The sequence below is a fragment of the Streptomyces hawaiiensis genome (assembly GCF_004803895.1).
GTDB classification, from domain to species: domain Bacteria; phylum Actinomycetota; class Actinomycetes; order Streptomycetales; family Streptomycetaceae; genus Streptomyces; species Streptomyces hawaiiensis.
In genome coordinates this window covers 4,563,583-4,584,784 of the sequence record NZ_CP021978.1, presented here as the reverse complement: position 1 = coordinate 4,584,784, position 21,202 = coordinate 4,563,583, and the positions used below count along the sequence as shown (strand labels likewise).

Annotated in this window: 19 protein-coding genes; 10 read left to right on the top strand and 9 right to left on the bottom strand. The window is 72.2% G+C overall.

Going from position 1 to position 21,202, the window contains the following annotated elements:
* Positions 1–65 precede the first annotated feature (65 nt).
* Positions 66–1,244 (top strand): serine hydrolase domain-containing protein, encoded by a 1,179-nt coding sequence (locus CEB94_RS21110; RefSeq protein WP_175433708.1) that lies wholly within the window; start codon positions 66–68, stop codon positions 1,242–1,244.
* A gap of 9 nt (positions 1,245–1,253) precedes the next feature.
* Here CEB94_RS21110 and CEB94_RS21105 read toward each other — a convergent pair whose 3' ends face one another.
* The 3 genes from CEB94_RS21105 to CEB94_RS21095 all read right to left on the bottom strand — a co-directional run bounded on the left by CEB94_RS21105 (position 1,254) and on the right by CEB94_RS21095 (position 5,482).
* Positions 1,254–1,934 carry a response regulator transcription factor gene (locus CEB94_RS21105; protein WP_175433707.1) on the bottom strand — a complete coding sequence of 227 codons (681 nt, stop codon included), beginning with the start codon at positions 1,932–1,934 and terminating at the stop codon, positions 1,254–1,256.
* Positions 1,931–3,166, bottom strand: a complete 1,236-nt coding sequence (locus CEB94_RS21100; RefSeq protein ID WP_175433706.1) for a sensor histidine kinase — start codon at positions 3,164–3,166, stop codon at positions 1,931–1,933. Before CEB94_RS21100 ends, CEB94_RS21105 begins: the two co-directional genes overlap by 4 nt.
* A 108-nt stretch (positions 3,167–3,274) precedes the next feature.
* A complete protein-coding gene (locus CEB94_RS21095) occupies positions 3,275–5,482 on the bottom strand; it encodes an MMPL family transporter (RefSeq protein WP_175433705.1) in 2,208 nt (735 codons plus the stop codon).
* Between the two features lie 348 nt (positions 5,483–5,830).
* Between CEB94_RS21095 and CEB94_RS21090 the strand changes: the two genes are divergently transcribed.
* On the top strand, positions 5,831–6,034 hold the full coding sequence (locus CEB94_RS21090) for a cold-shock protein (RefSeq protein WP_030846597.1): 204 nt from the start codon (positions 5,831–5,833) through the stop codon (positions 6,032–6,034).
* A gap of 152 nt (positions 6,035–6,186) precedes the next feature.
* On the top strand, positions 6,187–7,638 hold the full coding sequence (locus CEB94_RS21085; protein ID WP_175433704.1) for a DEAD/DEAH box helicase: 1,452 nt from the start codon (positions 6,187–6,189) through the stop codon (positions 7,636–7,638).
* 16 nt (positions 7,639–7,654) lie between these two features.
* Here the strand turns inward: CEB94_RS21085 and CEB94_RS21080 are convergent, their stop codons facing one another.
* The 3 genes from CEB94_RS21080 to CEB94_RS21070 are packed head-to-tail and all read right to left on the bottom strand — an operon-like array spanning position 7,655 to position 11,843.
* Positions 7,655–9,223: an NHL repeat-containing protein gene (locus tag CEB94_RS21080; protein WP_246111865.1), complete on the bottom strand. Its 1,569-nt coding sequence runs from the start codon at positions 9,221–9,223 to the stop codon at positions 7,655–7,657.
* Positions 9,220–11,028: a flavin-containing monooxygenase gene (locus tag CEB94_RS21075; protein WP_175433703.1), complete on the bottom strand. Its 1,809-nt coding sequence runs from the start codon at positions 11,026–11,028 to the stop codon at positions 9,220–9,222. Before CEB94_RS21075 ends, CEB94_RS21080 begins: the two co-directional genes overlap by 4 nt.
* 44 nt (positions 11,029–11,072) lie before the next feature.
* Positions 11,073–11,843, bottom strand: a complete 771-nt coding sequence (locus CEB94_RS21070) for an SDR family NAD(P)-dependent oxidoreductase (RefSeq protein ID WP_175433702.1) — start codon at positions 11,841–11,843, stop codon at positions 11,073–11,075.
* A 157-nt stretch (positions 11,844–12,000) separates the two neighbouring features.
* Here CEB94_RS21070 and CEB94_RS21065 point away from each other — a divergent pair, with 157 nt between their 5' ends.
* The gene (locus CEB94_RS21065; protein WP_175433701.1) at positions 12,001–12,648 is read left to right on the top strand and encodes a TetR/AcrR family transcriptional regulator; all 648 of its coding nucleotides are present in this window, start codon (positions 12,001–12,003) and stop codon (positions 12,646–12,648) included.
* Between the two features lie 21 nt (positions 12,649–12,669).
* The gene (locus tag CEB94_RS21060) at positions 12,670–13,050 is read left to right on the top strand and encodes a DUF6338 family protein (RefSeq protein WP_175433700.1); all 381 of its coding nucleotides are present in this window, start codon (positions 12,670–12,672) and stop codon (positions 13,048–13,050) included.
* Between the two features lie 70 nt (positions 13,051–13,120).
* Here the strand turns inward: CEB94_RS21060 and CEB94_RS21055 are convergent, their stop codons facing one another.
* Positions 13,121–14,113: a LacI family DNA-binding transcriptional regulator gene (locus CEB94_RS21055; RefSeq protein WP_175433699.1), complete on the bottom strand. Its 993-nt coding sequence runs from the start codon at positions 14,111–14,113 to the stop codon at positions 13,121–13,123.
* Between the two features lie 312 nt (positions 14,114–14,425).
* Between CEB94_RS21055 and CEB94_RS21050 the strand changes: the two genes are divergently transcribed.
* Positions 14,426–16,483, top strand: a complete 2,058-nt coding sequence (locus CEB94_RS21050; RefSeq protein WP_175433698.1) for an RICIN domain-containing protein — start codon at positions 14,426–14,428, stop codon at positions 16,481–16,483.
* Between the two features lie 97 nt (positions 16,484–16,580).
* On the opposite strand, the gene CEB94_RS21045 is transcribed toward CEB94_RS21050, so the two are convergent.
* Positions 16,581–16,946, bottom strand: a complete 366-nt coding sequence (locus tag CEB94_RS21045; protein WP_175433697.1) for a YybH family protein — start codon at positions 16,944–16,946, stop codon at positions 16,581–16,583.
* 101 nt (positions 16,947–17,047) lie between these two features.
* On the opposite strand from CEB94_RS21045, the gene CEB94_RS21040 reads away from it, so the two are divergent.
* On the top strand, positions 17,048–17,938 hold the full coding sequence (locus CEB94_RS21040) for a LysR family transcriptional regulator (protein WP_175433696.1): 891 nt from the start codon (positions 17,048–17,050) through the stop codon (positions 17,936–17,938).
* Between the two features lie 3 nt (positions 17,939–17,941).
* Here CEB94_RS21040 and CEB94_RS21035 read toward each other — a convergent pair whose 3' ends face one another.
* Positions 17,942–18,874 carry an NAD(P)-dependent oxidoreductase gene (locus CEB94_RS21035; protein WP_281292513.1) on the bottom strand — a complete coding sequence of 311 codons (933 nt, stop codon included), beginning with the start codon at positions 18,872–18,874 and terminating at the stop codon, positions 17,942–17,944.
* Positions 18,875–18,922: 48 nt separating this feature from the next.
* On the opposite strand from CEB94_RS21035, the gene CEB94_RS21030 reads away from it, so the two are divergent.
* The 3 genes from CEB94_RS21030 to pip all read left to right on the top strand — a co-directional run bounded on the left by CEB94_RS21030 (position 18,923) and on the right by pip (position 21,140).
* Entirely contained in the window at positions 18,923–19,273 is a 351-nt protein-coding gene (locus CEB94_RS21030; protein WP_175433695.1) for a winged helix-turn-helix transcriptional regulator, read from the top strand.
* 173 nt (positions 19,274–19,446) lie between these two features.
* A complete protein-coding gene (locus tag CEB94_RS21025) occupies positions 19,447–20,085 on the top strand; it encodes an ankyrin repeat domain-containing protein (protein ID WP_246111864.1) in 639 nt (212 codons plus the stop codon).
* A gap of 83 nt (positions 20,086–20,168) precedes the next feature.
* Positions 20,169–21,140 carry a prolyl aminopeptidase gene (pip, locus tag CEB94_RS21020; protein WP_175433694.1) on the top strand — a complete coding sequence of 324 codons (972 nt, stop codon included), beginning with the start codon at positions 20,169–20,171 and terminating at the stop codon, positions 21,138–21,140.
* Positions 21,141–21,202 lie beyond the last annotated feature (62 nt).

The window sequence follows — 21,202 nt, the reverse complement described above, 5'->3', positions numbered from 1 at the left end:
GCGGCGGCCCCGCTCCGGAGGATGAAGCCGTCACCCAACGTCGGTCCATCTCACCGGAGTTCACCATGAAGTCCCGTACCAGCCTGCTGACCGCCGCCGTGCTCGTCGTGGGGCTCACCGCGGGGCCGTCCGTGCTCCCGGCCGCCGCCTTGGCCCCGGCAGCGTCGACGCCGGCGCGTTCAACCGCGGGGCAGTCCCCGGACGCCGCCCTCGAAGCCGCCATCGCCGGCCTTCCCAGCGCCGACGCCACCGCCGCCCTCGTGCGGGTCGGCGGCAAGGAGGGCACCTGGCGCGGCAGTTCGGGCGTACACGATCTGCGGACCGGCCGGCCCGCGGATCCGGCCGCCCGCTTCCGCGCCGGCTCCGTGACCAAGGTCTTCACCGCCGCGGTCGCCCTGCAACTGGCCGAAGAGGGCCGCCTGGACCTCGACCGCACCGCCCGCTCCTACCTGCCGGAGCTGATCCCGGCGGCGTACGAGGACGTCACCGTCCGCCGGCTCCTCAACCACACGCACGGCATCCCGGCCCCGGACTTCCCCGGCACCACCGTCGAGGAGGCGTACGCCAACCGCTTCCGCGTCCACGACCCCCGCGACATGGTCCGCTCGGCGACGTCGAAGAAGCCCGAGTTCGCGCCGGGCGAGCGGCAGCACTACCTCAACATCGGGTACACCGTCACCGGCCTGATCGTCGAGCGCGTCACCCGCGACTCCTACGAGCGCCAGGTCGCCCGGCGGGTGCTCGGGCCGCTGGGGCTGCGGAACACCTACTTCCCGGGGACGAACCCGCGCATCACCGGGCCGCACAACCACGGCTACCAGACCATGCGCCTCGACGACGGCACGACCGGGCTCCGGGACGTCTCCGTGTGGGGGACGACGGACGGCTGGGCGGCCGGGGACATCGTCTCCACCACCGCGGACCTGGAGCGGTTCACCGACGCCCTGTTCCGGGGGCGGATCGTGCGCGGGCCGCTACTGGAGGAGATGTTCACGCTGCCGGAGGTGACCGACTTCCGGACCGGGAAGCCGGCCGCCTACTCCGCCGGTCTGTCCATGAAGGTGCTGGGCGGGCGCGAGGTGTGGGGCAAGACGGGCGGGCGCTGGGGGTACAACGCCGCCATCGCCTCCACCCGGAACGGCTCCCGCACCCTCGTCTACAGCGTCAACTCCACCGACGCCAAGGGCCAGGACATGAACCGGACCGCCGAGGCCCTCATGGTGGCGGCCTACGGCAGGCCGTAGGCCACCTCCTCACGTCGCCGGTGGCGTCGCCCGTACGAGCCCCGTCTGGTACGCGATGACGACCAGCTGCGCGCGGTCCCGGGCGTGCAGCTTGGTCATGGCCCGGTGGATGTGCGTGCGGACGGTCAGCGGGCTGAGCGTGAGGTCCTCGGCGATCTCCGTGTTGGACCTGCCCTCGGCGGCCAGCGCCATCACCTCGCGTTCACGGACCGTGAGGTCGGCGAGGCGTTCCGGGGGCGCGAGGCCGGTGCCGGAGGCCGGCGCCATGAGGAAGCGGGTGATGAGGGAGCGGGTGGCGACGGGCGAGAGGAGGGCCTCTCCGGAGGCCACCGTGCGCAGGCCCGTCAGGAGCGTGTCGGCGGTGACGTCCTTGCCGAGGAAGCCGCTGGCGCCGGCGCGCAGGGCCTGGGCGACGTAGTCCTCGGTCTCGAACGTGGTCAGGATCAGCACGCGGGTGGCGGACAGCTCCGGGTCTGCGCACAGCTCGGAGGTGGCGGTGAGGCCGTCGGTGCCGGGCATGCGGATGTCCATGAGGACGATGTCGGGGTGCAGTTCGCGGGTCAGGCCGACCGCCTCGGCGCCGTCGGAGGCCTCGGCGATCACCTCCATGTCCGGGCAGGAGTCGATGAGGATGCGGAAGGTGGCCCGCAGCAGGGCCTGGTCGTCGGCGAGCAGCACCCGGATGCTCATGCGGGGGTTCCTTCCGCGAGGTGGACGGAGGGTTGCAGGGGCAGCGCGGTGGTGACCTCGAAGCCGCCCTGGGGGCGGGGGCCCGCGCACAGTTCGCCGCCGATGGAGAGGGCGCGTTCGCGCATGCCCATGACGCCGAAGCCGCGGCCCCGGGCGCCCTCCGCCTTGCTGGGGCCGTCGTTGGTGACGGTGATCAGCAGCCGGGAGCCGGTGTAGGCGAGGAGCACGTGCGCGGCTTCGGCCGTGGCGTGCTTGGTGACGTTGGTGAGGGCTTCCTGCACGATCCGGTACGCGGTCAGGTCGACGCCCGGCGACAGCGGCTGCGGCTCCCCTTCCGTGGCGACGGTGACCTCCAGGCCCGCCGACTCGCACGCCGAGACCAGCTCGGGCAGCCGGGACAGGCCCGGGGACGGCTCCAGCGACACCGAGCCGGGCATCTCGCCGTCCTGGCGGAGCAGGCCCAGCGCGGCCTTCAGCTCCCGCAGCGCGGAGGACGTGGTGCCGGTCAGGTCGTTGAGGATCTTCTGACTCTGCTCGGGGCGGGTGAGGGCGAGGTGCGCGGCGGTGCCGGCCTGGGCGTTGGCCAGGGCCATGTGGTGGGCGACGACGTCGTGCAGCTCCCGGGCGATGCGCATCCGTTCCTCGGTGACGCGCAGCCGGGCCTCCTCCTCCCGGGTGCGCTCGGCATGTTCGGCCCGGGCCTGCACGGCCTGGAGGTAGGCGCGCCGCAGCCGCGTCATGTTGCCGGCGGCGAGGGGCAGCATCAGCCAGAAGAACGGGCCGATCGTCCTCAGCAGCAGCGAGAGGTGGTCCATGGAGTCGGTGAGCACGGCCGCGACGATCACCGCCACCATGGTGCCGATGCCGTAGACGCGGGTGGTTCGGCGGTCGGTGAGGGTGGCGAGCCAGTACAGCGCCGCCATGATCGGGGCCAGCAGCAGGGGCGTGAGCAGATAGCCCATCACGACCGCCGCCACGGTGCAGCCCGTGGTGATCACAACGACGGTGCGCGGGTTCGCGCGGTGCCTGAGCAGGGCGAGGCAGGCCACGCCCATGAGGACGACGCCCGCCTTGTCCTGGGCGGGCGGGTCGGCGCCGGGCAGGACGAGGGAGGTGCCGAAGGTCGCGCAGCCCATCAGCCCGAGGACCATCGCCAGGTCGACGAGGAAGGGGTGCTGCTCGGCGAATTCCTCCAGGCGGTCCGCGTAGCGACGCTCCAGGGGGATGCTCATCGGGCTCTCCGGTCGGTGGGGCTGGGACCATCGTGGTCGACTTCGGGCCGGAACGCCCGAGGTGCCGCCCGTGTCCTTCGCCACGGGCGGCACCTGGGCGCGGGTTCCTCAGGTGCCCGCCGGCTCCAGGTCGGGCGCGGTGTCCGGGAGCGGCTCCCGCTCGGGCCGGCTGAGGGCCTCGCCCTCCACGTCGACGCGGGGCAGCGTTCGGTCCAGCCACTTCGGCAGCCACCAGGCCTTGTCGCCGAGCAGGGCGAGGACGGCCGGCACGATCGCCATGCGGACCACGAAGGCGTCGAACAGGACGGCGGAGGCCAGCCCGAAGCCGATCATCTTGATCATGGAGTCGCTCTCGCCGATGAACCCGGCGAACACCGCGATCATGATCAGGGCGGCGGCCACGACCACCCGGGCACTGTGCCGGAAGCCGGAGGTGACCGCCTGGGCGGGCGACTCTCCGTGGACGTACGCCTCCCGCATCCGGGAGACGAGGAACACCTCGTAGTCCATCGCGAGGCCGAAGACGATGCCCACCAGGAAGATCGGCATCAGGCTCATGATCGGGCCGGTCTGCTCCACGCCGAGGAGCTCCGCGCCGTGGCCCTGCTGGAAGACCACGACGACCGCGCCGAGGGAGGCCAGCACCGACAGCAGGAAGCCGAGGGCCGCCTTGAGGGGGACGAGCAGGGACCGGAAGACCACCAGCAGCAGCACGATCGCCAGGCCGACCACGACGATCAGGTACGGGACGAGCGCGGCCTGGACCTTCTCGGCGATGTCGATGTTCATCGCGGTGGTGCCGGTGACCTCGTAGCTCGCGCCGGTGCCGGACTCGATGCCGGGGCGCTCGTCGCGGATGGTGGTCACCAGGTTCTTGGTCTTCTCGTCGGTCGGCGCGGTGGCGGGCACGGCCGAGAAGACGGCGGTGTCGCCGGCGTCGTTGAAGCGGGCCGGGGAGACGGACACGACGCCCTCGGTGCCGCCGATCTCCTTCGCGATCGTGCCGGCGGCGGCCCGGGGATCGGGGGCGCCCTTGGCGTCCACGACGATGGTCAGCGGCCCGTTGAAGCCCGGCCCGAAGCCCTCGGCGAGCGCGTCGTAGGCCCGGCGCTCGGTGGTGGAGGTCGGCTTGGCCTCGTCCCCGGGCATGCCCAACTGGAGGTCGGCCGCGGGCAGGGCCAGGGCGCCCAGGCCGACGACGCCGAGAAGCAGGACGGGTATGGGGCGGCGCAGCACGAACCGTGCCCAGCGGGTGCCGGCGTTGGTCTCGGTGCTCTCCTCGATCCGGCCGCTCCTGCGGGCCCGCCGGCTGAGCACGGCGTTCGGCCAGAAGCCGAGGAGCGCCGGGACGACGGTGAGGGCGATCAGTACGGCGACGACGACCGCGCCCGCCGCGGCCAGCCCCATCTTGGTGAGCATCGGGATGCCGACCACGGCGAGCCCGGCCAGCGCGATCACGACGGTGAGCCCGGCGAACACGACCGCGGAACCGGCCGTGCCTACGGCCAGCCCGGTCGCCTCCTGCGGCGTACGGCCCCTGGCGCGCTCCTCCCGGTAGCGGGAGACGACGAACAGGGCGTAGTCGATGCCGACGGCGAGGCCCAGCATCATGGCGAGGGTGCCGGTGGTCGTGGACAGGCCCAGGGCGCCGGCCAGGGTGAGGATCGTGGCCATGCTGACGCCGACACCGATGACGGCGGTCAGCAGGGGCAGCCCGGCGGCGGCCAGTGAACCGAAGGTGATCAGGAGCACGACGGCGGCGATCGCGACGCCGATGACCTCGGCCGTGCCGCCCGGCCCGCCCTCGGCGGCCAGCGCGGTGCCGCCCGCCTCGACGGTCAGACCGGAGTCCCGGGCCTGGTCGATGGCCCGCTCCAGGTGGCCGCGGCTGGCGTCGGTGAGGTCGTTCGCACCGACCTTGTAGGTGACGGTCGCGAAGGCGGTCGTGCCGTCCTCGCTGATCGTCTTCGCCGTGAACGGGTCGACGGCGCTCGCGACCTGCGTGCCGTCACCGAGTCCGGCCACGGCCTTCTCGATGGACGTCTTGTTCCCGGCGGCCGTGACCTTCTCGCCGCCCGGCGCGATGAAGACGACCCTGGCCGTAGCGCTGTCGGCCGTGGCCCCGGGGAAGCGCTGCTCCATCAGGTCGAACGCCTGCTGGGACTCGATGCCGGGCATCGAGAACTCCTCGTCGACGGCCCCCGGCGCCTTGAGGGAGCCCAGCCCCACGGCGGCCAGGACGGCCGCCCAGACCAGGGCGACGTACCAGCGCCGCCGGAAGGCCAGACGGCCCAGTCGATACAGGAAAGTAGCCACGGCAGGAGGTCTCCACATCTCGTGTCGAACGTCTGCCAAGCCTGTCCGGGAGCGTGCTGTCCCGTCGTCATGCGCCTGCCGACAATCTCCGGTACTCAGAACGCAGTACCGGCGGGCGGGCGGCTCCACCTCGGGTACGAGATTCCCATGCCATCCGCTCCGGCCTGTGCTACCTTGGCTGGTGTTGCAGTTTTGGTTCCCAGAGACTTCGAGTGCTCTATCGACCTTTGTCGACGAGCACTCTTTTTGTTTCCGAGGATTTTCGGATCTCTCCGGAGGGTGATCATCACAGCGACCCCGAATCCGCAAGGTGCGGATCTCGGGTACTGCCCCCCAAGGGAGATGCACATGGCAACTGGCACCGTGAAGTGGTTCAACGCGGAAAAGGGCTTCGGCTTCATCGAGCAGGAGGGTGGCGGCCCGGACGTCTTCGCCCACTACTCGAACATCGCCACCTCCGGCTTCCGCGAGCTTCAGGAAGGCCAGAAGGTTACCTTCGACGTCACGCAGGGCCAGAAGGGCCCCCAGGCCGAGAACATCGTTCCCGCCTGACGCGTACGCGAATGCCCTGAACCGGGGCCCGCACCCTCGCGGTGCGGGCCCCGGCTCGTTTTGCTCTTCTCCGGCTCAACTCTTGCGAATCCCGCGGCTCTTCGGTGCCGACGCGCATTCCTCGACGCGTGCCGCATCGAGGAAGGTTCCCCATGGACCGCACGGCTCGCAAGAACAACGGCTCGTCCCACTCCCGTGGCAACGGCTTCCGGCCCCGTAAGTCGGGCGGCGGGGGCACCGCTTCCCGTCCGGCGGGCGGCGGCCGCGGTGGGCGACGCCCCGCCCCCAGCCAGGAGTTCGCACCGCCCACCACCCTCACCCCGGCGCTGCCGGCCGTCGAGGCGTTCGCCGACCTCGACCTGCCCGAGCGGCTACTGGCCGCGCTCACGGCCGAGGGCCTGACCGCACCGTTCCCGATCCAGGCGGCGACCCTGCCCAACTCGCTGGCCGGCCGGGACGTCCTGGGCCGCGGTCGCACCGGTTCGGGCAAGACACTCGCCTTCGGGCTCGCCCTGCTGGCCCGCGTCGACGGGCGGCAGGCCGAGGCCCGCCAGCCCCTGGCCCTCGTCCTCGTGCCCACCCGCGAACTGGCCCAGCAGGTCACCGACGCCCTCGCCCCCTTCGCCCGCGCGCTGCGTCTGCGACTCGCCACGGTGGTCGGCGGCATGCCGATCGGCCGGCAGGCGAACGCGCTGCGCGCCGGTGCCGAAGTCGTCGTCGCCACTCCCGGCCGGCTCAAGGACCTCATAGACCGAGGCGACTGCCGCCTGGACCAGGTCGGCATCACGGTTCTCGACGAGGCCGACCAGATGACCGACATGGGCTTCATGCCGCAGGTCACCGCCCTGCTCGACAAGGTGCGCCCCGGCGGGCAGCGGATGCTGTTCTCGGCCACCCTGGACCGCAACGTCGACCGGCTGGTCCGCACCTACCTGCACGACCCGGTGGTGCACTCCGTCGACCCGTCCGCGGGCGCGGTCACCACGATGGAGCACCACCTGCTGCACGTCGAGGACGACGACAAGCACGCCACCACGACCCGGATCGCCGCCCGCGACGGACGCGTGATCATGTTCCTGGACACCAAGCACGCCGCCGACCGGCTGGCCAAGAAGCTGCTGGCCGTGGGCGTGCGCGCGATGGCCCTGCACGGCGGCAAGTCGCAGTCACAGCGAAACCGGACCCTGGCCCGGTTCAAGGACGGCCACGTCACGGTCCTGGTCGCCACCAACGTCGCCGCCCGCGGCATCCACGTCGACAACCTCGACCTCGTCGTCAACGTGGACCCGCCCGGTGACCACAAGGACTACCTGCACCGCGGCGGCCGTACCGCCCGCGCCGGCGAGTCCGGCACCGTCGTCACACTGGTCCTGCCCCACCAGCGTCGCGAGATGACCCGGCTGATGGCCGACGCCGGCATCACCCCGCAGATCACCCGGGTCCGCTCGGGCGAGGCCGACCTGAACCGCATCACCGGGGCGCAGGAGCCCTCGGGCGTGCCCGTCGTCCTCACCCCGCCGGCCACCGAGCAGCCGCCCCCCGCGCGCACGGGCTCCGCCCCGAACGGCCGGCGGGGCAGGCCGCCCCGGGGCCGCCGCCGCTGAACCGGCCGGTGAGGCCCTACGTGTCCGGCGACAGCCGCAGCACCGTGCCCTCCCCGTTCGACGACAGGAGCAGGGAGCCGTCCGGGGCCGCGGCGAGGCCGGCGAAACGAGGGGCCAGGCCCGGGCCGCCGTGGGCGAAGAGGGCCGGGTCGGGGCGGCGCTCGACGCCCGGGGGGAGACCGACCGCCAGGTCCTCGGCTTCGACGCGGCGCTCGCCCGTGGTCAGGGACACCGACCACAGTCTGCGGTGCTCGACGTCCATGGTGAACAGGGCCTCGCCGTGCACGGCGAGGCCCTGCGGGGCTCCCAGGTCGTCTGCCAGGACCACCGGGCCCTCGGCGTCGATCCGGAGCACCGCGCCGAGCCGGTCGTCGCTGACGTAGCAGCGCCGGCCGGCGTCGAAGACCACGTCCACGGGGTGGTTCAGGCCCTCGGCGAGGACGGTGACCGTGTCGGTCGCGTCGATGCCGATGACGCGGCCCGCCCCCGTCTCGGCGACCACGAGCATGCCGTCGGACCGGACCGCGATGCCCAGCGGCTGCTTCAGCCCGGTCGCCCTGGTCCGGGTGGCCTTGGTGGCGGGGTCGTAGGTCTGGACGCCGCCGTACTGGGATGTGGTGTGCAGGAGTTCGCCGTCGGCGGTGATGCCGTGGAAGAAGGGCCGCAGGATCTCCGTGGCCACGTCGCCCGACCCGCTCTCGTCGGCGGGCTGTTCGGGGCGGGTCAGACGGTAGTGGTCGGCCGCGTACACCGTGCCGCCCAGGTCGATCGTCACGCCGTAGGGGCCGTCCAGGCCGCGGGGCACGACGGGGCGGGTGCGGCCGTCGGGATGCAGCTCCGTGATGCCGCCGCTGGCGAAGCTGGAGACGAACATGCGGTTCTCCGCGTCGAACGCGGCGTTGTCCAGGCCCGTGACCCCACTGGTGACGAGTTCGCGGGAGCCGCCGCCGTACAGGTCGACACGGGTGACGATGCCCTCGGGACCGCGGGAGAGGACGTGCAGGACACCGCCTCGGTCGAAGCGGACCGCCACCGGATCGTGCACGTCCTCGGCGACGACCTCGGGCACTCCGCCGTCGGGCGGGATGCGCCAGACCTGCCGGCTGATCATGTGCGGGTAGTAGAGGCAGCCGTCCGGGCCGAGCTGCATCGCGTTGCCGAAGGCCAGTCCGTCGGTGAGGACGACCGGGTCACCGCCCTGCGGGAAGAGCTCCAGCAGACGGCCGTTCATCCGCATCTCATTGACGAAGAGCCGGTCGCCGACGCAGGTGATCCCGTTGGGCACCTTCACCTCGTCGGAGACCAGCGTGTAGGTGCCCTCGGGGCTGCGGCGCCACACCCGGCCGGGGACCAGGTCGGCGATGTACATCGAGCCGTCCGCGCCGAAGGCCAGGTCGTCCGGCGCCTGGACCGGGCTGTCCATCGGGACGACGGTCTCGACGTCCCCGCCGGCCGGGTCGACGGCGCTGATCCGCCCGGCGAGGAACTGGGCGACGTACAGCCGGCCGTCCGGCCCGAACGCCACGCCGTTGGAACCCCACAGCGGGTTGGGCGGGTTGAGACGGCGAGCCTGCCAGGAGGTCACGATCCCAGCACCTCGTCCATACCGCCCTGCGCGCGCCAGCGCCGGATCAGCTCGTAGAAGGCGATCGGGCCGTCGCCGTAGGACTCGCTGCGGGGCCGCGGCATGCCCTCGGCGTTGTAGTAGCCGGGGGTGCACTCGGACTGGAACGTGTACAGGTCGGCCGACTTCTCGCGGATCGTGGCCACCCAGGCGTCCTGCGCCGCGGCCGTCGGTTCCACGCACCGGGCCCCGCGCCGGTGTGCCTCCGCGATCACCTCGGCGACATGGCCGGCCTGTTCGTCCAGGACGTGCACGTAGTTCACGGAGCTCGCGCTCTGCACCGAGCCCAGCATGAACAGATTGGGGAAGCCGCGGCTGTAGAAGCCGTGCAGGGTCCGCGGGCCGGTCGACCGCCAGGCGTCGAGCAGGGCGGCGCCGTCCCTGCCGTACGCGGGCAGGCGCCCGGACAGCAGCCCGGAGACTCCGACCTCGAAACCGGTGCCGAAGACGACGCAGTCGACCTCGTACTCCACCCCGCCGACCACGACTGCGTTTTCGGTGATGCGCTCCACTCCCCCGTGGTCGGCGGTGTCCACGAGGGTGACGTTCGGCCGGTTGAAGGTCTGGAGGTACTGGTCGCTGAAGGTGGGCCGCTTGCACATGTAGCGGTACCAGGGCTTGAGCTTCTCGGCCGTGGCCGGGTCCTCGACGATGCGGTCGACCCGGGCGCGCAGCTCGTTCATCTTCTGGAAGTCGGCGATCTCCTCCAGGCGTTCGCGCTCCTCGGGCGGGAGGCCGGAGAAGTTGTCGGTCGGGATGAGCTTCTGCTGGAGGCGGGCGCTGCTGGTCCAGCCGTCGGCCACCAGGTCCTCGTCGGTTTGGCCGCCGGTGACGACCGCGAGGAAGTTGTCCCTGCGCCGGCGCGCCCAGCCGGGCTCCAGCGAGCCGGCCCACTCGGGGTCCGTGGGGCGCTGGCCGCGCACGTCCACGGAGGAGGGGGTGCGCTGGAAGACGTACAGGTGCCCGGCGTCCCGGCCGAGATGGGGGACGACCTGGACGGCCGTGGCGCCGGTGCCGATGAGGGCCACGCGCCGGCCGGCGAGCTTCGTCAGGCCGCCGTTCGCGTCGCCGCCGGTGTAGTCGTAGTCCCAGCGGCTGGTGTGGAACATGTGCCCCTTGAAGGTCTCGATGCCTTCGATGCCGGGCAGTTTGGGCTGGCTGAGCAGCCCGGTCGCCACGACGACGTGCCGTGCGGTCATCCGGTCGCCGCGGTCGGTCGCGACGGTCCAGGCGGACTCGCCCTCGTTCCAGCGCAGTTCGCTCACCTGCGTGCGGAAGCAGGCGTCACGGTAGAGGTCGAAGTGCCGGGCGATCGCCCGGGCGTGCTCCCTGATCTCCTCGCCCGGGGCGTACTTCCACTTCGGGACGTAGCCGAGCTCTTCGAGCAGCGGCAGGTAGACGTACGACTCGATGTCGCAGTGGATGCCCGGGTAGCGGTTCCAGTACCAGGTGCCGCCGAAGTCGGCGCCCTTCTCGACGACCCGGATGTCGCGCAGGCCGGCCTCGCGCAGCCGGGCGGCGGCGAGGAGACCGCCGAAGCCGCCGCCGACGACCAGGACGTCGACGTGGTCGTTCAGGAGCTCGCGGGTGAAACCGGGTGCGGCGTGCGGGTCGTCGTCGAAGTGGCCGAACTCGCCGGTGGCGCGGCGGTACTGGCGGTTTCCGTCGGGGCGGACGCGCCGGTCGCGCTCGGCCCGGTAGCGCTCGCGCAGGGCGTCCGGGTCGAAGTCCAGGGCGGGGGACAAGGGGGTGTGGGGGGTGGACATGCGGGTCCTCTTCCTCTCATGCCGCGGGTGGGGGAGTTCGGCGGTCAGACGGCCGCCCAGGCGTTGTCCACCGGCAGGACGACGCCGTTGATCCCGCTCGCCGCGTCGGAGGCGAGGTAGACGATGGCGGCGGCCTGCTCCTCCGGTGCGCAGATGCGGCCCATGTTGACGAAGTGCCGGCCGATGACGGCCGGTCCGTGGGCCTCGGGGTCGATGCGGACGTCGGCGGTGATGTCGGTGGCGGTGCCGCCCGGGGCTATGGCGTTGGCGCGGATGCCCTGGTCGCGGTACATCACCGCGAGGGAGCGGGTCAGCCCGAGGACGCCGTGCTTGGAGACCGTGTACGCCGTGCCCGCCGCACTGCCGCGCAGCGACGCCTCGGAGGCGGTGTTGACGATGGCGCCGCCGCCCGCCGCGATCATGTGCGGCAGGACGGCCCGGGTCAGCAGGAACGGAGCCGTGAGGTTGATGCGCAGGACCCGTTCCCACTCGGCGTCGGTGACGTCCGCGGCGGCGGACATGGTGTCCATGACGCCCGCGTTGTTGACCAGGACGTCGATGCCGCCGAAGGTGCCGACGGCGGCGGCCACGACCGCGTCGGCCACGGCGGCCTCGCTCAGGTCGCCGGTGACGGCGAGGGCCGTCCCCCCGGCGGACTCGATGGCCCTCACCACACTCTTGACGCCCTCCGCGTTCAGGTCGGCGGCCACGACCCTCGCGCCCTCCCCGGCGAACCGCAGGGCTGTCGCGCGGCCGATGCCGGAGGCGGCTCCCGTGACGATGACGCTCTTGCCTGACAGACCCGTGGCACCCATGGCGCTCCTCTGTTCGTCGCTCTGGCGGGGCGTCAGGCACAGTACTGGTTTTTGTCTCAGTGCGACATAAAGACGTGCTGCGCCAAACAGTCGCTGTACGCCTTCAGGACATGGCAGGACATAAAATAGAGTGAGCACGGCAAGTCGAGGAGGGCGCATGGCCGGACGAGCGGGTGGTGCCACGGGGCGGCCGCCGCTGACGGAGCGGCGGCGTGCCGAGACGCGCAGGGAGATCGCCGAGGAGGCGGTCCGGCTCTTCGCCGCCAAGGGCGTGGCGGCGGTCACCGCGGAGGACATCGCCTCCGCGTCCGGGGTGTCGACGCGCACGCTGTGGCGGTACTTCCGCTCCAAGGAGGAATGCGTACGCCCCCTGCTCACCACGGGCCTCGATCTGCTGACGGACCGGCTGCGGGACTCCTCCGGCGACCACCGCTCCCTCGCCGAGGCGATCCTGAGCCTCCAGCAGGACGACGACGCCACCCCCCGCCTGCGGGCCCTCGGGGACCTGCTGCGGCTGTGCCGGGACGAGCCGGGGCTGCGAGCGGTGTGGCTGGAGGCGCACTACGACGCGGAGGCCGCGTTCGCCGCGATGATCGCCGCCCGCACGGGCAGGCCCGCCGGCGACCTCGCGGTCCGGGTGGAGGCGGGCGTGCTGAACACGGCGTTGCGCATCGGGGTGGAGGACTGGGCGCTGCGCTCCGACCGGTCGGCGGGGCCGTCGTTCGCGGAGACGGTGACGCGGGCGTTGCGGATGGTCGAGGGCCTGGGGAGCGGCGGGCGCCGAGGCGGTGGTGCGGGGCGGTGACGGGGATCGCCTCTCAGGACCGTGGACGGAACGGATGCCGACGAGCTGTCGTCGGCGCCGACGGGCGCCTTCTTCGGCATCCCCGAAGGCGGTCACGGCCACTCGACTCGGGGGCCGGGGTGGGCATTTCCGTCCCTCGCGGTCGAACTGTCCGACGGCCCACTGGTCAAGGGCTACGTACGTTACGTGTCTGCGGACACCGACCCGGCACGCAGGGATCTGGTGCTCCAGGGCCCCATGACATGGGCCGGCCCGGGAGAAATCCCCCGCACCGCTTCGTCCGCGACGTTCGTCTTCGTCCCCGGCGCCCTCGTCAGGGTCGTCCACATCAGCTACCCGTCGGAACCCGCCACCGGACCTGATGTGCCCCGCCGTTCCCGTCCCTGCGCCGGTACGGCGTGAAGCGACCCGCAACGCTCACCTGCCGGGGCGGCGCCCTCGGCCGCGGCCGCCGAGGCGCCCGCCCGCCGCGTCATCGCCCCCGCCCCGGCGCGGCCGTACTGGCCCGCCGCACCAACCGCGTGGGCACCAGTGTCGTCCCGTGCTCGGTCCCGTCCTCCCGCATCTTGCTGAGCACCCCCTCCACGCACAGCCGCCCCACCTCGGCGAAATCCTGGTGGATCGTGGTGAGGGGCGGGAGGAAGGACGCGGACTCGGGGATGTCGTCGAAGCCGACGACGCTGACGTCGCCGGGGACGCGACGGCCGCGTTCGTGCAGGGCGCGGAGCAGGCCCAGGGCCATCTGGTCGTTGGCCGCGAACACCGCCGTGCAGTCCGGGTCGTCGGCCAGCCGGAGGCCCGCCCGGTAGCCGGATTCGGCCGACCAGTCGCCGCGGACCGGGGGCGGCGGGGTGCGGCCCGCCTCGGTGAGTGTGGTGCGCCAGGCGTTGGCGCGGCGCTGGGCGGCGAAGGAGCCCTCCGGGCCGGCCAGGTGCCACACCGTGTCGTGCCCGAGGTCCAGGAGGTGCCGTACGGCGTCCCGGGCGCCGCCCGTCTGGTCGGTGTCGACGACGGTGTAGCGGTCGCCGGCGTCGGAATCGGCCACCACGACCTGCACGCCGGGCGGGAGGGAGACCGTCGCCGCGTCGAGCAGGTGGATCTCCATGATGACGATGACGGCGTCCACGGCGAGCTCACCCAGCCGGGAGAAGGCGCCGTTCACCTCGTCCTGGGTCGGGACGGCCACCGGCAGCAGGGTCACGGCGTAACCGTGCTCGGCGGCGGAGGTGGCGATGGCCTCCAGGGTGCGGATGTTACCCATGGTGGAGAGGGAGAAGGTGATCACGCCGAGGGTGCGGAACTCGCCCCGGCGCAGCGCCCGGGCGGCACTGTTGGGGCGGTAGCCCAGCTCCCGCATGGCGGCCAGGACCTGCGCGCGGGTGTCCTCGGTGACGCCCGGGAAGCCGTTCGAGACCCGGGAGACCGTCTGGGACGAGACCCCGGCGAGCTGCGCGACGTCCGCCATGGACGCGCCCTGGCGGGGCCGGGCCGCACGCCTTCTCGTACGGCTCGTGCCCCCCGACGCGCTCTCGCCGTCCACTGTGCCCACCTGCCCTCGTTTCCCTCACCGCGCGGCCGGCGCGGGTTTTGGTCCGGAACGACTCCTTGACCCCTGAGATTCGGACAGTGTAGACATCCCGCCAGTGGATGTTTACGTAAACATTGCCTAGTCGAAATCGTACGAGAAGGCGTCAGATCCGCACCAGTCGCACCACGTAGGCCCCGATCTCTGCGTCCGCCGGGACGCGCGGCACGCAGAAGAGCTGGAGTACTCGAGATGGCACACCGCACCCGCAAGAGAAGGCTCCTCGGGGCCATCGGCGTCACCTTGGCGACCGGAACCGTCCTGGCCACCGCCGCCCTGCCCGCCGCGCACGCCGAGACGACGGCCGCCGTGGCCGCGGCGGCCGGGGTCACCGTCCAGCCCGACCCCTCCTACTCGGGGGAGAAGTTCGAGGGCTGGGGCACCAGCCTGGTCTGGTTCGCGAACGCCACCGGCGACTACCCGCCCGCGGTCCGTGAGAAGCTCTACAAGCTCCTCTTCGGCGACGAGGGCCTCGCCCTGAACATCGCCCGCTACAACATCGGCGGCGGCAACGCCCCCGACGTCAAGGACTACCTGCGGGCCGGCGGCGCGGTCGAGGGCTGGTGGAAGGCCCCGGCGGGCACCACCCGCGAGGACGTCGACTGGTGGGACGCGGACGACCCGGCCGACTGGAACAAGAACGCGGACAAGACGCAGCGCTGGTGGGTCGACCGCATCAAGAAGGACATCACCCACTGGGAGACCTTCAGCAACTCCCCGCCCTGGTTCATGACCGAGAGCGGCTACGTCTCCGGCAACTTCGACGCGGGCAAGGACCAGCTGAAGACCGACTCCGTCGACGACTTCGCCAAGTACCTGGTGGGCGCGACCGAGCGGCTGGAGAAGGCGCACGGCATCAAGGTCGACACGCTGGACCCGTTCAACGAGCCGAACACCGATTACTGGGGCACCAAGCTCGGCCCGGACGGCGAGCCGGTCGGCGGCCGCCAGGAGGGCGCCCACATCGGACCCGAGCTCCAGCAGAAGGTGCTCCGCGCGCTGGCCCCGGTCCTGAAGAAGTCCCGGTCGGACGCGGAGATATCCGCGATGGACGAGACGAACCCCGGCACCTTCGCGACGAACTGGAACTCCTACCCCCAGGAGGTCCGCGACCTCGTCGACCAGATGAACGTCCACACCTACGGCACCGGCCAGCGCACCACCGTCCGCGACCTGGCCAAGGCCGCCGACAAGCCGCTGTGGATGAGCGAGGTCGAGGGCGACTGGGGCGACGGCCAGAGCTTCACGGACATGCGGCCCGGCCTGGGCCTGGCCCAGCGCATGGTCGACGACCTGCGTGAACTGGAGCCCAAGGCCTGGGTGTTCTGGCAGCCCGTCGAGGACTACGACAACATGAAGCCGGGCGGCGAGTCCGCCAAGGGCGGCAACTGGGGCGAGATCCAGCTCCCGTTCAGCTGCACCTCGAAGGACACCCTGAAGTCCTGCCCGATCTACACCAACACCAAGTTCGACACGGCCCGTAACTTCACGCACTTCATCAAGCCCGGCGACCGCCTGATCAAGACGAACGACACGTCCAGCACGGCGGCACTCTCCCGCAAGGGCGACGCGGCGACGGTCGTCCACGTCAACAGCGCCACCGAGGCGCGCGAGGTCACGCTCGACCTGTCGAAGTTCGGCCGGGTCTCCTCCCGCGCCACGGTCACCCCGGTGGTGACCAGCGCCGACGGCAAGCTGGAGAAGCAGAAGCCCGTCCGCGTGACCGGCAAGCAGGCCACGCTCACGGTGCCCGCCCAGTCGGTGACGTCCTTCCTCGTCAAGGGCGTCTCGGGGGTCGCCAAGACCGCGGCCGAACTGCGCAAGGGTCACACCTACCGCCTGACCGGCGTCCAGAGCGGCAAGGACCTCACCATCGCCGGCAACGGCACGGGCCTGGTCATCAAGACCCCGAACGCCACCGACCCGGCCGGTCAGCAGTGGCGGGTGGAGCAGATCCGCGGCGAGGACAACCGCAAGCGCTACGTCCTCACCGAGACCGGCGCGGACAAGCGCCTGGCCATCCGCGACGGCGCCCTGGTCGCCGAACCCGACGAGGGCCGCCGCGACGCCGCCGCGCAGTGGATCGCGTCCACGACCGGCGACGGCACGTGGACGCTCGTGAACGCGGCGACCGGCCAGCTCCCGGACGTCGGAGGCCAGTCCACGAACGACGGCGCCTCCGTGGGCGTCTGGCAGCCGAACTCCGGGGCCAACCAGCGCTGGAAGGTCACGGAGGTGGCGGGCGACTAGCGCTTTCGCGCCTCGCTCGGTTTCTCCCCGGCGCCCCCGCCGGCCATCGGATGTCGATGGCCGGCGGGGGCGCCGTCTTGGCCTTCTGTCGTCCCTCTCAGCGGGCCGGCGGGGCGAACTCCGGCTGGTCCAGCACCCGCAGCCAGCTCCCGTCCGCCTGCCTGCGGACCACCTGTGCCCGGGCCCCCGTGCCGTCCTTCGGCGGGGTGGAGGTGAGGGCGATGTCGCCGTGGACCAGGGTCGGCAGAGGGGGTTCCGGCTCGAAGTGGGGGCGGCCGGCCAGGACCTTTTCCCAGAGGGTGCGGATCGCCTCGCGGCCCACCGTGCGTTCGCCGGGCGGGTAGGCCAGGACCGCGTCCTCGGCGTAGAGCGCGGCGACTCCGGCCGCGTCACCGGCGTTGGAGCGTTCGACGAACAGGCGGGTGATGTCCTCGGGGCGCATGGCCTTCTCGTACTCCGGCACGGGGCTCTCCTGACCTCTGGGTTCCTCGGTGCCTCCCAGCCTCGTCGGGCGGCTACCAGAAGTCCAACAGATGGATCTGATGGAAGCTAGAACCACCAGTCATGGAACTGAGGCAGCTGGAGTACTTCGTCGCGGTCGCCGAGGAGCGGAACTTCACCCGGGCCGCCGAGCGGGTGCACATCAGCCAGTCCGGAGTCAGCGCCCAGATCCGCCAGTTGGAGCGGGAGCTCGGGGCCGAGCTCTTCGACCGGTCGGCGCGCACCGCGACCCTCACCCCCGCGGGAAGGGCGGCGCTCGACCACGCCCGTGCGACGCTCGCCGCGGCCGGGGCGGTCGGGCAGGCGGTGGGCGAGGTGACCGGCCTGATCCGGGGCAGGCTCGTGATCGGGATGGTCATCGGCTGCACCCTCACGCCCCTGTTCGACGCCCTCGCCGCGTTCCACCGGGCCCATCCGGGGGTGGAGATCTCCCTGCTGGAGGACAACTCCGACCGGCTCGTCGAGGCGGTGCGCCTCGGCACGGTCGACGTGGCCCTCGTCGGGACGGCCGCCGCCCCCGAGGGACTTCAGTCACTGACGATCATCAGTGAGCGGCTCGTCGTCGTGGTTCCGGAGGACCACCCCCTCGCGTCACGGCGGCGGGTCGCGCTGCGGCACGTCGCCGCCCACCCGGTCGTGTGCATGCCCCCGGGCACCGGCCTGCGTACCGTCTTCGACGGTGCCTGCGCCGCGCGGGATCTGCGGCCCAGGATCGCGCTGCAGGCCAGTGCCGCGGACGCCGTCGCGGCACTGGCGGCCCGCGGGCTCGGTGTCGCCGTCCTCAGCGAGTCGATGGCCGCGGGCCTGGGCGACCGGGTCGTCGTCCGCGCCATCGACGACGTCGACACGCCGGCGCTGCTCGCCCTGGTCTCGCGGACCGGGCAGAGTCCTGCGGTGCGCGAACTGCTCGCGCACTGCGGGCGGGCGTTCGGCGGACCGGGCAGCCCCGCGTAGCGGTCACCGCCGTCCGATGACCTCCGCGACGCGGATGAAGCCGTCCTGCCCGTGACCCAGTCCGACGGCGCGGCGGGCCATGCCCTCGGCCGCGCGCATGACCCCGGCGTCGATGCCGTGCGACTCGGAGAGGTGGACGATGTGGGACATGGACGACACGGCCGAGGTGAGTGGGTTGCCCTCGCCCGAGTAGGTGCCGGCGTCGGCGTCCGCGGCGGTCTCCGCGAACACCGGCGGGAGGATCGCGCCGATGCCCTGGGCGAAGGGCGCCAGTTCGGTCGCGGTGACGCCCTCGGCCCGGGCCACCGCGAGGGCGTGCGCGTAGCCCGCCATCGCCGTCCAGAAGATGTCGAGCAGGGCGATGTCGTAGGCCGCGGCCCGGCCCGCGTCCTCGCCGAGGTGGGTGTGGGTTCCGCCCAACGCCTCACGCACAGACGTGAGTTCGTCGTAAAGGTCCTCGGGTCCGCTGTACAGGAAGACCGCGCCGGGGGTGCCGATGGTGGTCGTCGGGGTCATGATCGCGCCGTCCAGGTAGCGGACGTCGTGCGCGGTGGCCCAGTCGGCGGTGTCGCGGGCCCGGGCCGGGGTGTCGGCGGTCAGGTTCACGACCGTACGGCCCTTGAGGGCGGTCGTGACCTCGTCCCCGCGCAGCACGGCGTCGGCGGCGTCGTAGTTCACCACGCAGACGACCGTCACCTCGCTCGCCGCCACCGCTTCGGCCGCCGATGCCGCGCCCGCCGCACCGCGGTCGAGGAGCTCCCGGTCCCGGCCCGGGGTGCGGTTCCAGACGGTGGTGCGCAGGCCCGCGTCGACGAACGCACCGGCCAGGGCGCGCCCCATCGGCCCGAGACCGAGGACGGTGACCGTGACGGCAGGGAGATCGGCGGACGGCCGGCCGGAATGCGCCGGGGCCGGGGAAGCGCTGTACGAAGACACAGTGAACTCCTCTGATGTACAAGGTGATTGATAATGAAAGGGGCGGACATGACGCGTCGGCGCCAGGATCCGGACGTCTGCGGAGTGACTGCCGCGATCGCCGTGGTCGACGGCAAGTGGAAGACGGCCCTGCTCTGGCTGCTGGAGTCGGGCCCGCACCGCCCGGCGGAGCTGCGGCGGCGGCTGCCGGGCCTCTCCGAGAAGGTGCTGACCGAGGCTTTGCGGGAGATGGCCGCGGACGGGCTGGTGCACCGGGAGGTGTACGACGTGCTGCCGCCGAAGACGGTCTACTCCCTGACCGCGTTCGGCCGTGAACTCGCCGAGGCACTGGCGCCGTTGTCCGACTGGGGCCACCGTCACCTGGAGAGGCTGTCCGAGGCCGCCCGGCCGGCCTCCTGACGCGGGTGCCACCTCCGTCCCTTCCCGGTCCTGCGCCTCACCGGCCGCCCACCACCAGGTTCGCCCGGCGCCGGCGCACTGCCAAGTCCCCACAAAAAGGTGGGTACTCCGGCGGGCCCTGGAGACGGCCTCCCCGCCCGTGCGCCCCGGACCGGGTCGGTTAGCGTGACCGGGTGATCACGCTGCTGGAATGGGACGGCCTCACCGACCGCGAACGCTTCAACGACTGGTACCGGGACCAGCGGGACCAGTTCTCGGACCTGGCCCGGGACGCCGACTGGAATCCTCTCTTCGAGGTGCTGGGCGAGAAGCCGGGGTGGGTCAACCTCCCCCGGCCCGGGAACCGCAGCGGCTTCTCCCCGCTGCATCAGGCGGCCTGGCACGGCGCGGACTTCGCCGTCGTGTCCCGGCTGATCGCGCACGGCGCCTGGCGCACCCAGCGCGCCCGGGACGGTCGCCGCCCCGTCGACATCGCCCGGGAGCAGGGGCACACGCACCTGCTCGACCTCCTGGAACCGGTCACGGTACGGCCCCTGCCCGCCCCGCCGGACGCCCTGGAGCAGCGCGTCCACACCCTGATGCGGGAGAGGACCGGCCGGTGCTTCGAGGAGATCGAACACCTCCTGCCGCCGCTGGCTCCCCTCACGGAGGGGCTCGCCGTGAAGGTCGTCTTCACGGTGGTCGGCATGATGGGCGGCTTCCGGTACCACCTCGAGCGGGACCACGTCCATGTGCACGCCAGCTCACGGATGGACGCCGACGACGGGGACCACTACAGGGTGACGCCCGAGGGCTGGACCGAGATCCTGTAGTCGCGCGTGCCGCCCCCACGTCGCATACAGGGAGCGGTCCTTGGCCATGAAAGGCCGTTGACCGGAGAGAGAGGACCCCTCGCATGGCCGAGCTGTATCCCGCCGGCATCGAGCCGTACGCCCACGGCATGCTCGACGTCGGTGACGGCAACCGCGTGTACTGGGAGACCTGCGGGAATCCCGCGGGTAAGCCCGCCGTCGTGCTGCACGGCGGGCCGGGGTCGGGCGCGGGGCCGTTCTGGCGGCGGCTGTTCGACCCGGCGGCGTACCGCGTCGTGCTCCTCGACCAGCGCGGGTGCGGGCGGAGCACACCCGACGCCGCCGACCCGGAGACCTCCCTCGCCGCCAACACCACACCCCACCTGATCGCCGACATCGAGCAGGTGCGGCAGCACCTCGGCATCGAGGAGTGGCTGGTCCTCGGCGGCTCATGGGGCGTGACCCTCGCCCTGGCCTACGCCGAGCAGCACCCCGCGTCCGTGTCCGAGCTGGTCCTCTTCAGCGTCACCAGCACCACTCGCCGCGAAGTGGAGTGGGTCACCCGGGACATGGGGCGGATCTTCCCCGAGGAGTGGACCCGGTTCCGGGACACCGTGCCGCAGGCGGAGCGCGACGGGAGTCTCGTGGACGCCTACGCCCGGATGCTCGCCGACCCCGATCCGGCCGTACGGGAGCGGGCCGCGCGGGAGTGGTGCCGGTGGGAGGACGTGCACGTCTCCACCCACCCGGGGCACAAGCCCGACCCCCGCTACGAGGACCCGCGTTTCCGGATGCGCTTCGCCCGCCTCGTCACCCACTACTGGCGGCACGCCGCCTTCCTGGAGGACGGGGCACTGCTGCGCGACGCCGGGAAGCTGGCCGGCGTCCCGGGCGTGATGATCCACGGCCGGATGGACATCAGCGGACCTCCTGACATCGCGTGGCTGCTGGCCCGGGTGTGGCCGGACGCGGAACTCGTGCTGATCGGCGACGAGGGACACGGGCTGTCGGGGGATGCCACGACGGAGGCGGTGCTGGCGGCGACGGACCGGTTCCGGCCGGCCCGCAGCTCATGAGCCGGCCCGCACCCCGTAAGACGTGCCGAGCCTGGTGCGGACGCCGGTGCCGGAACGAGCCG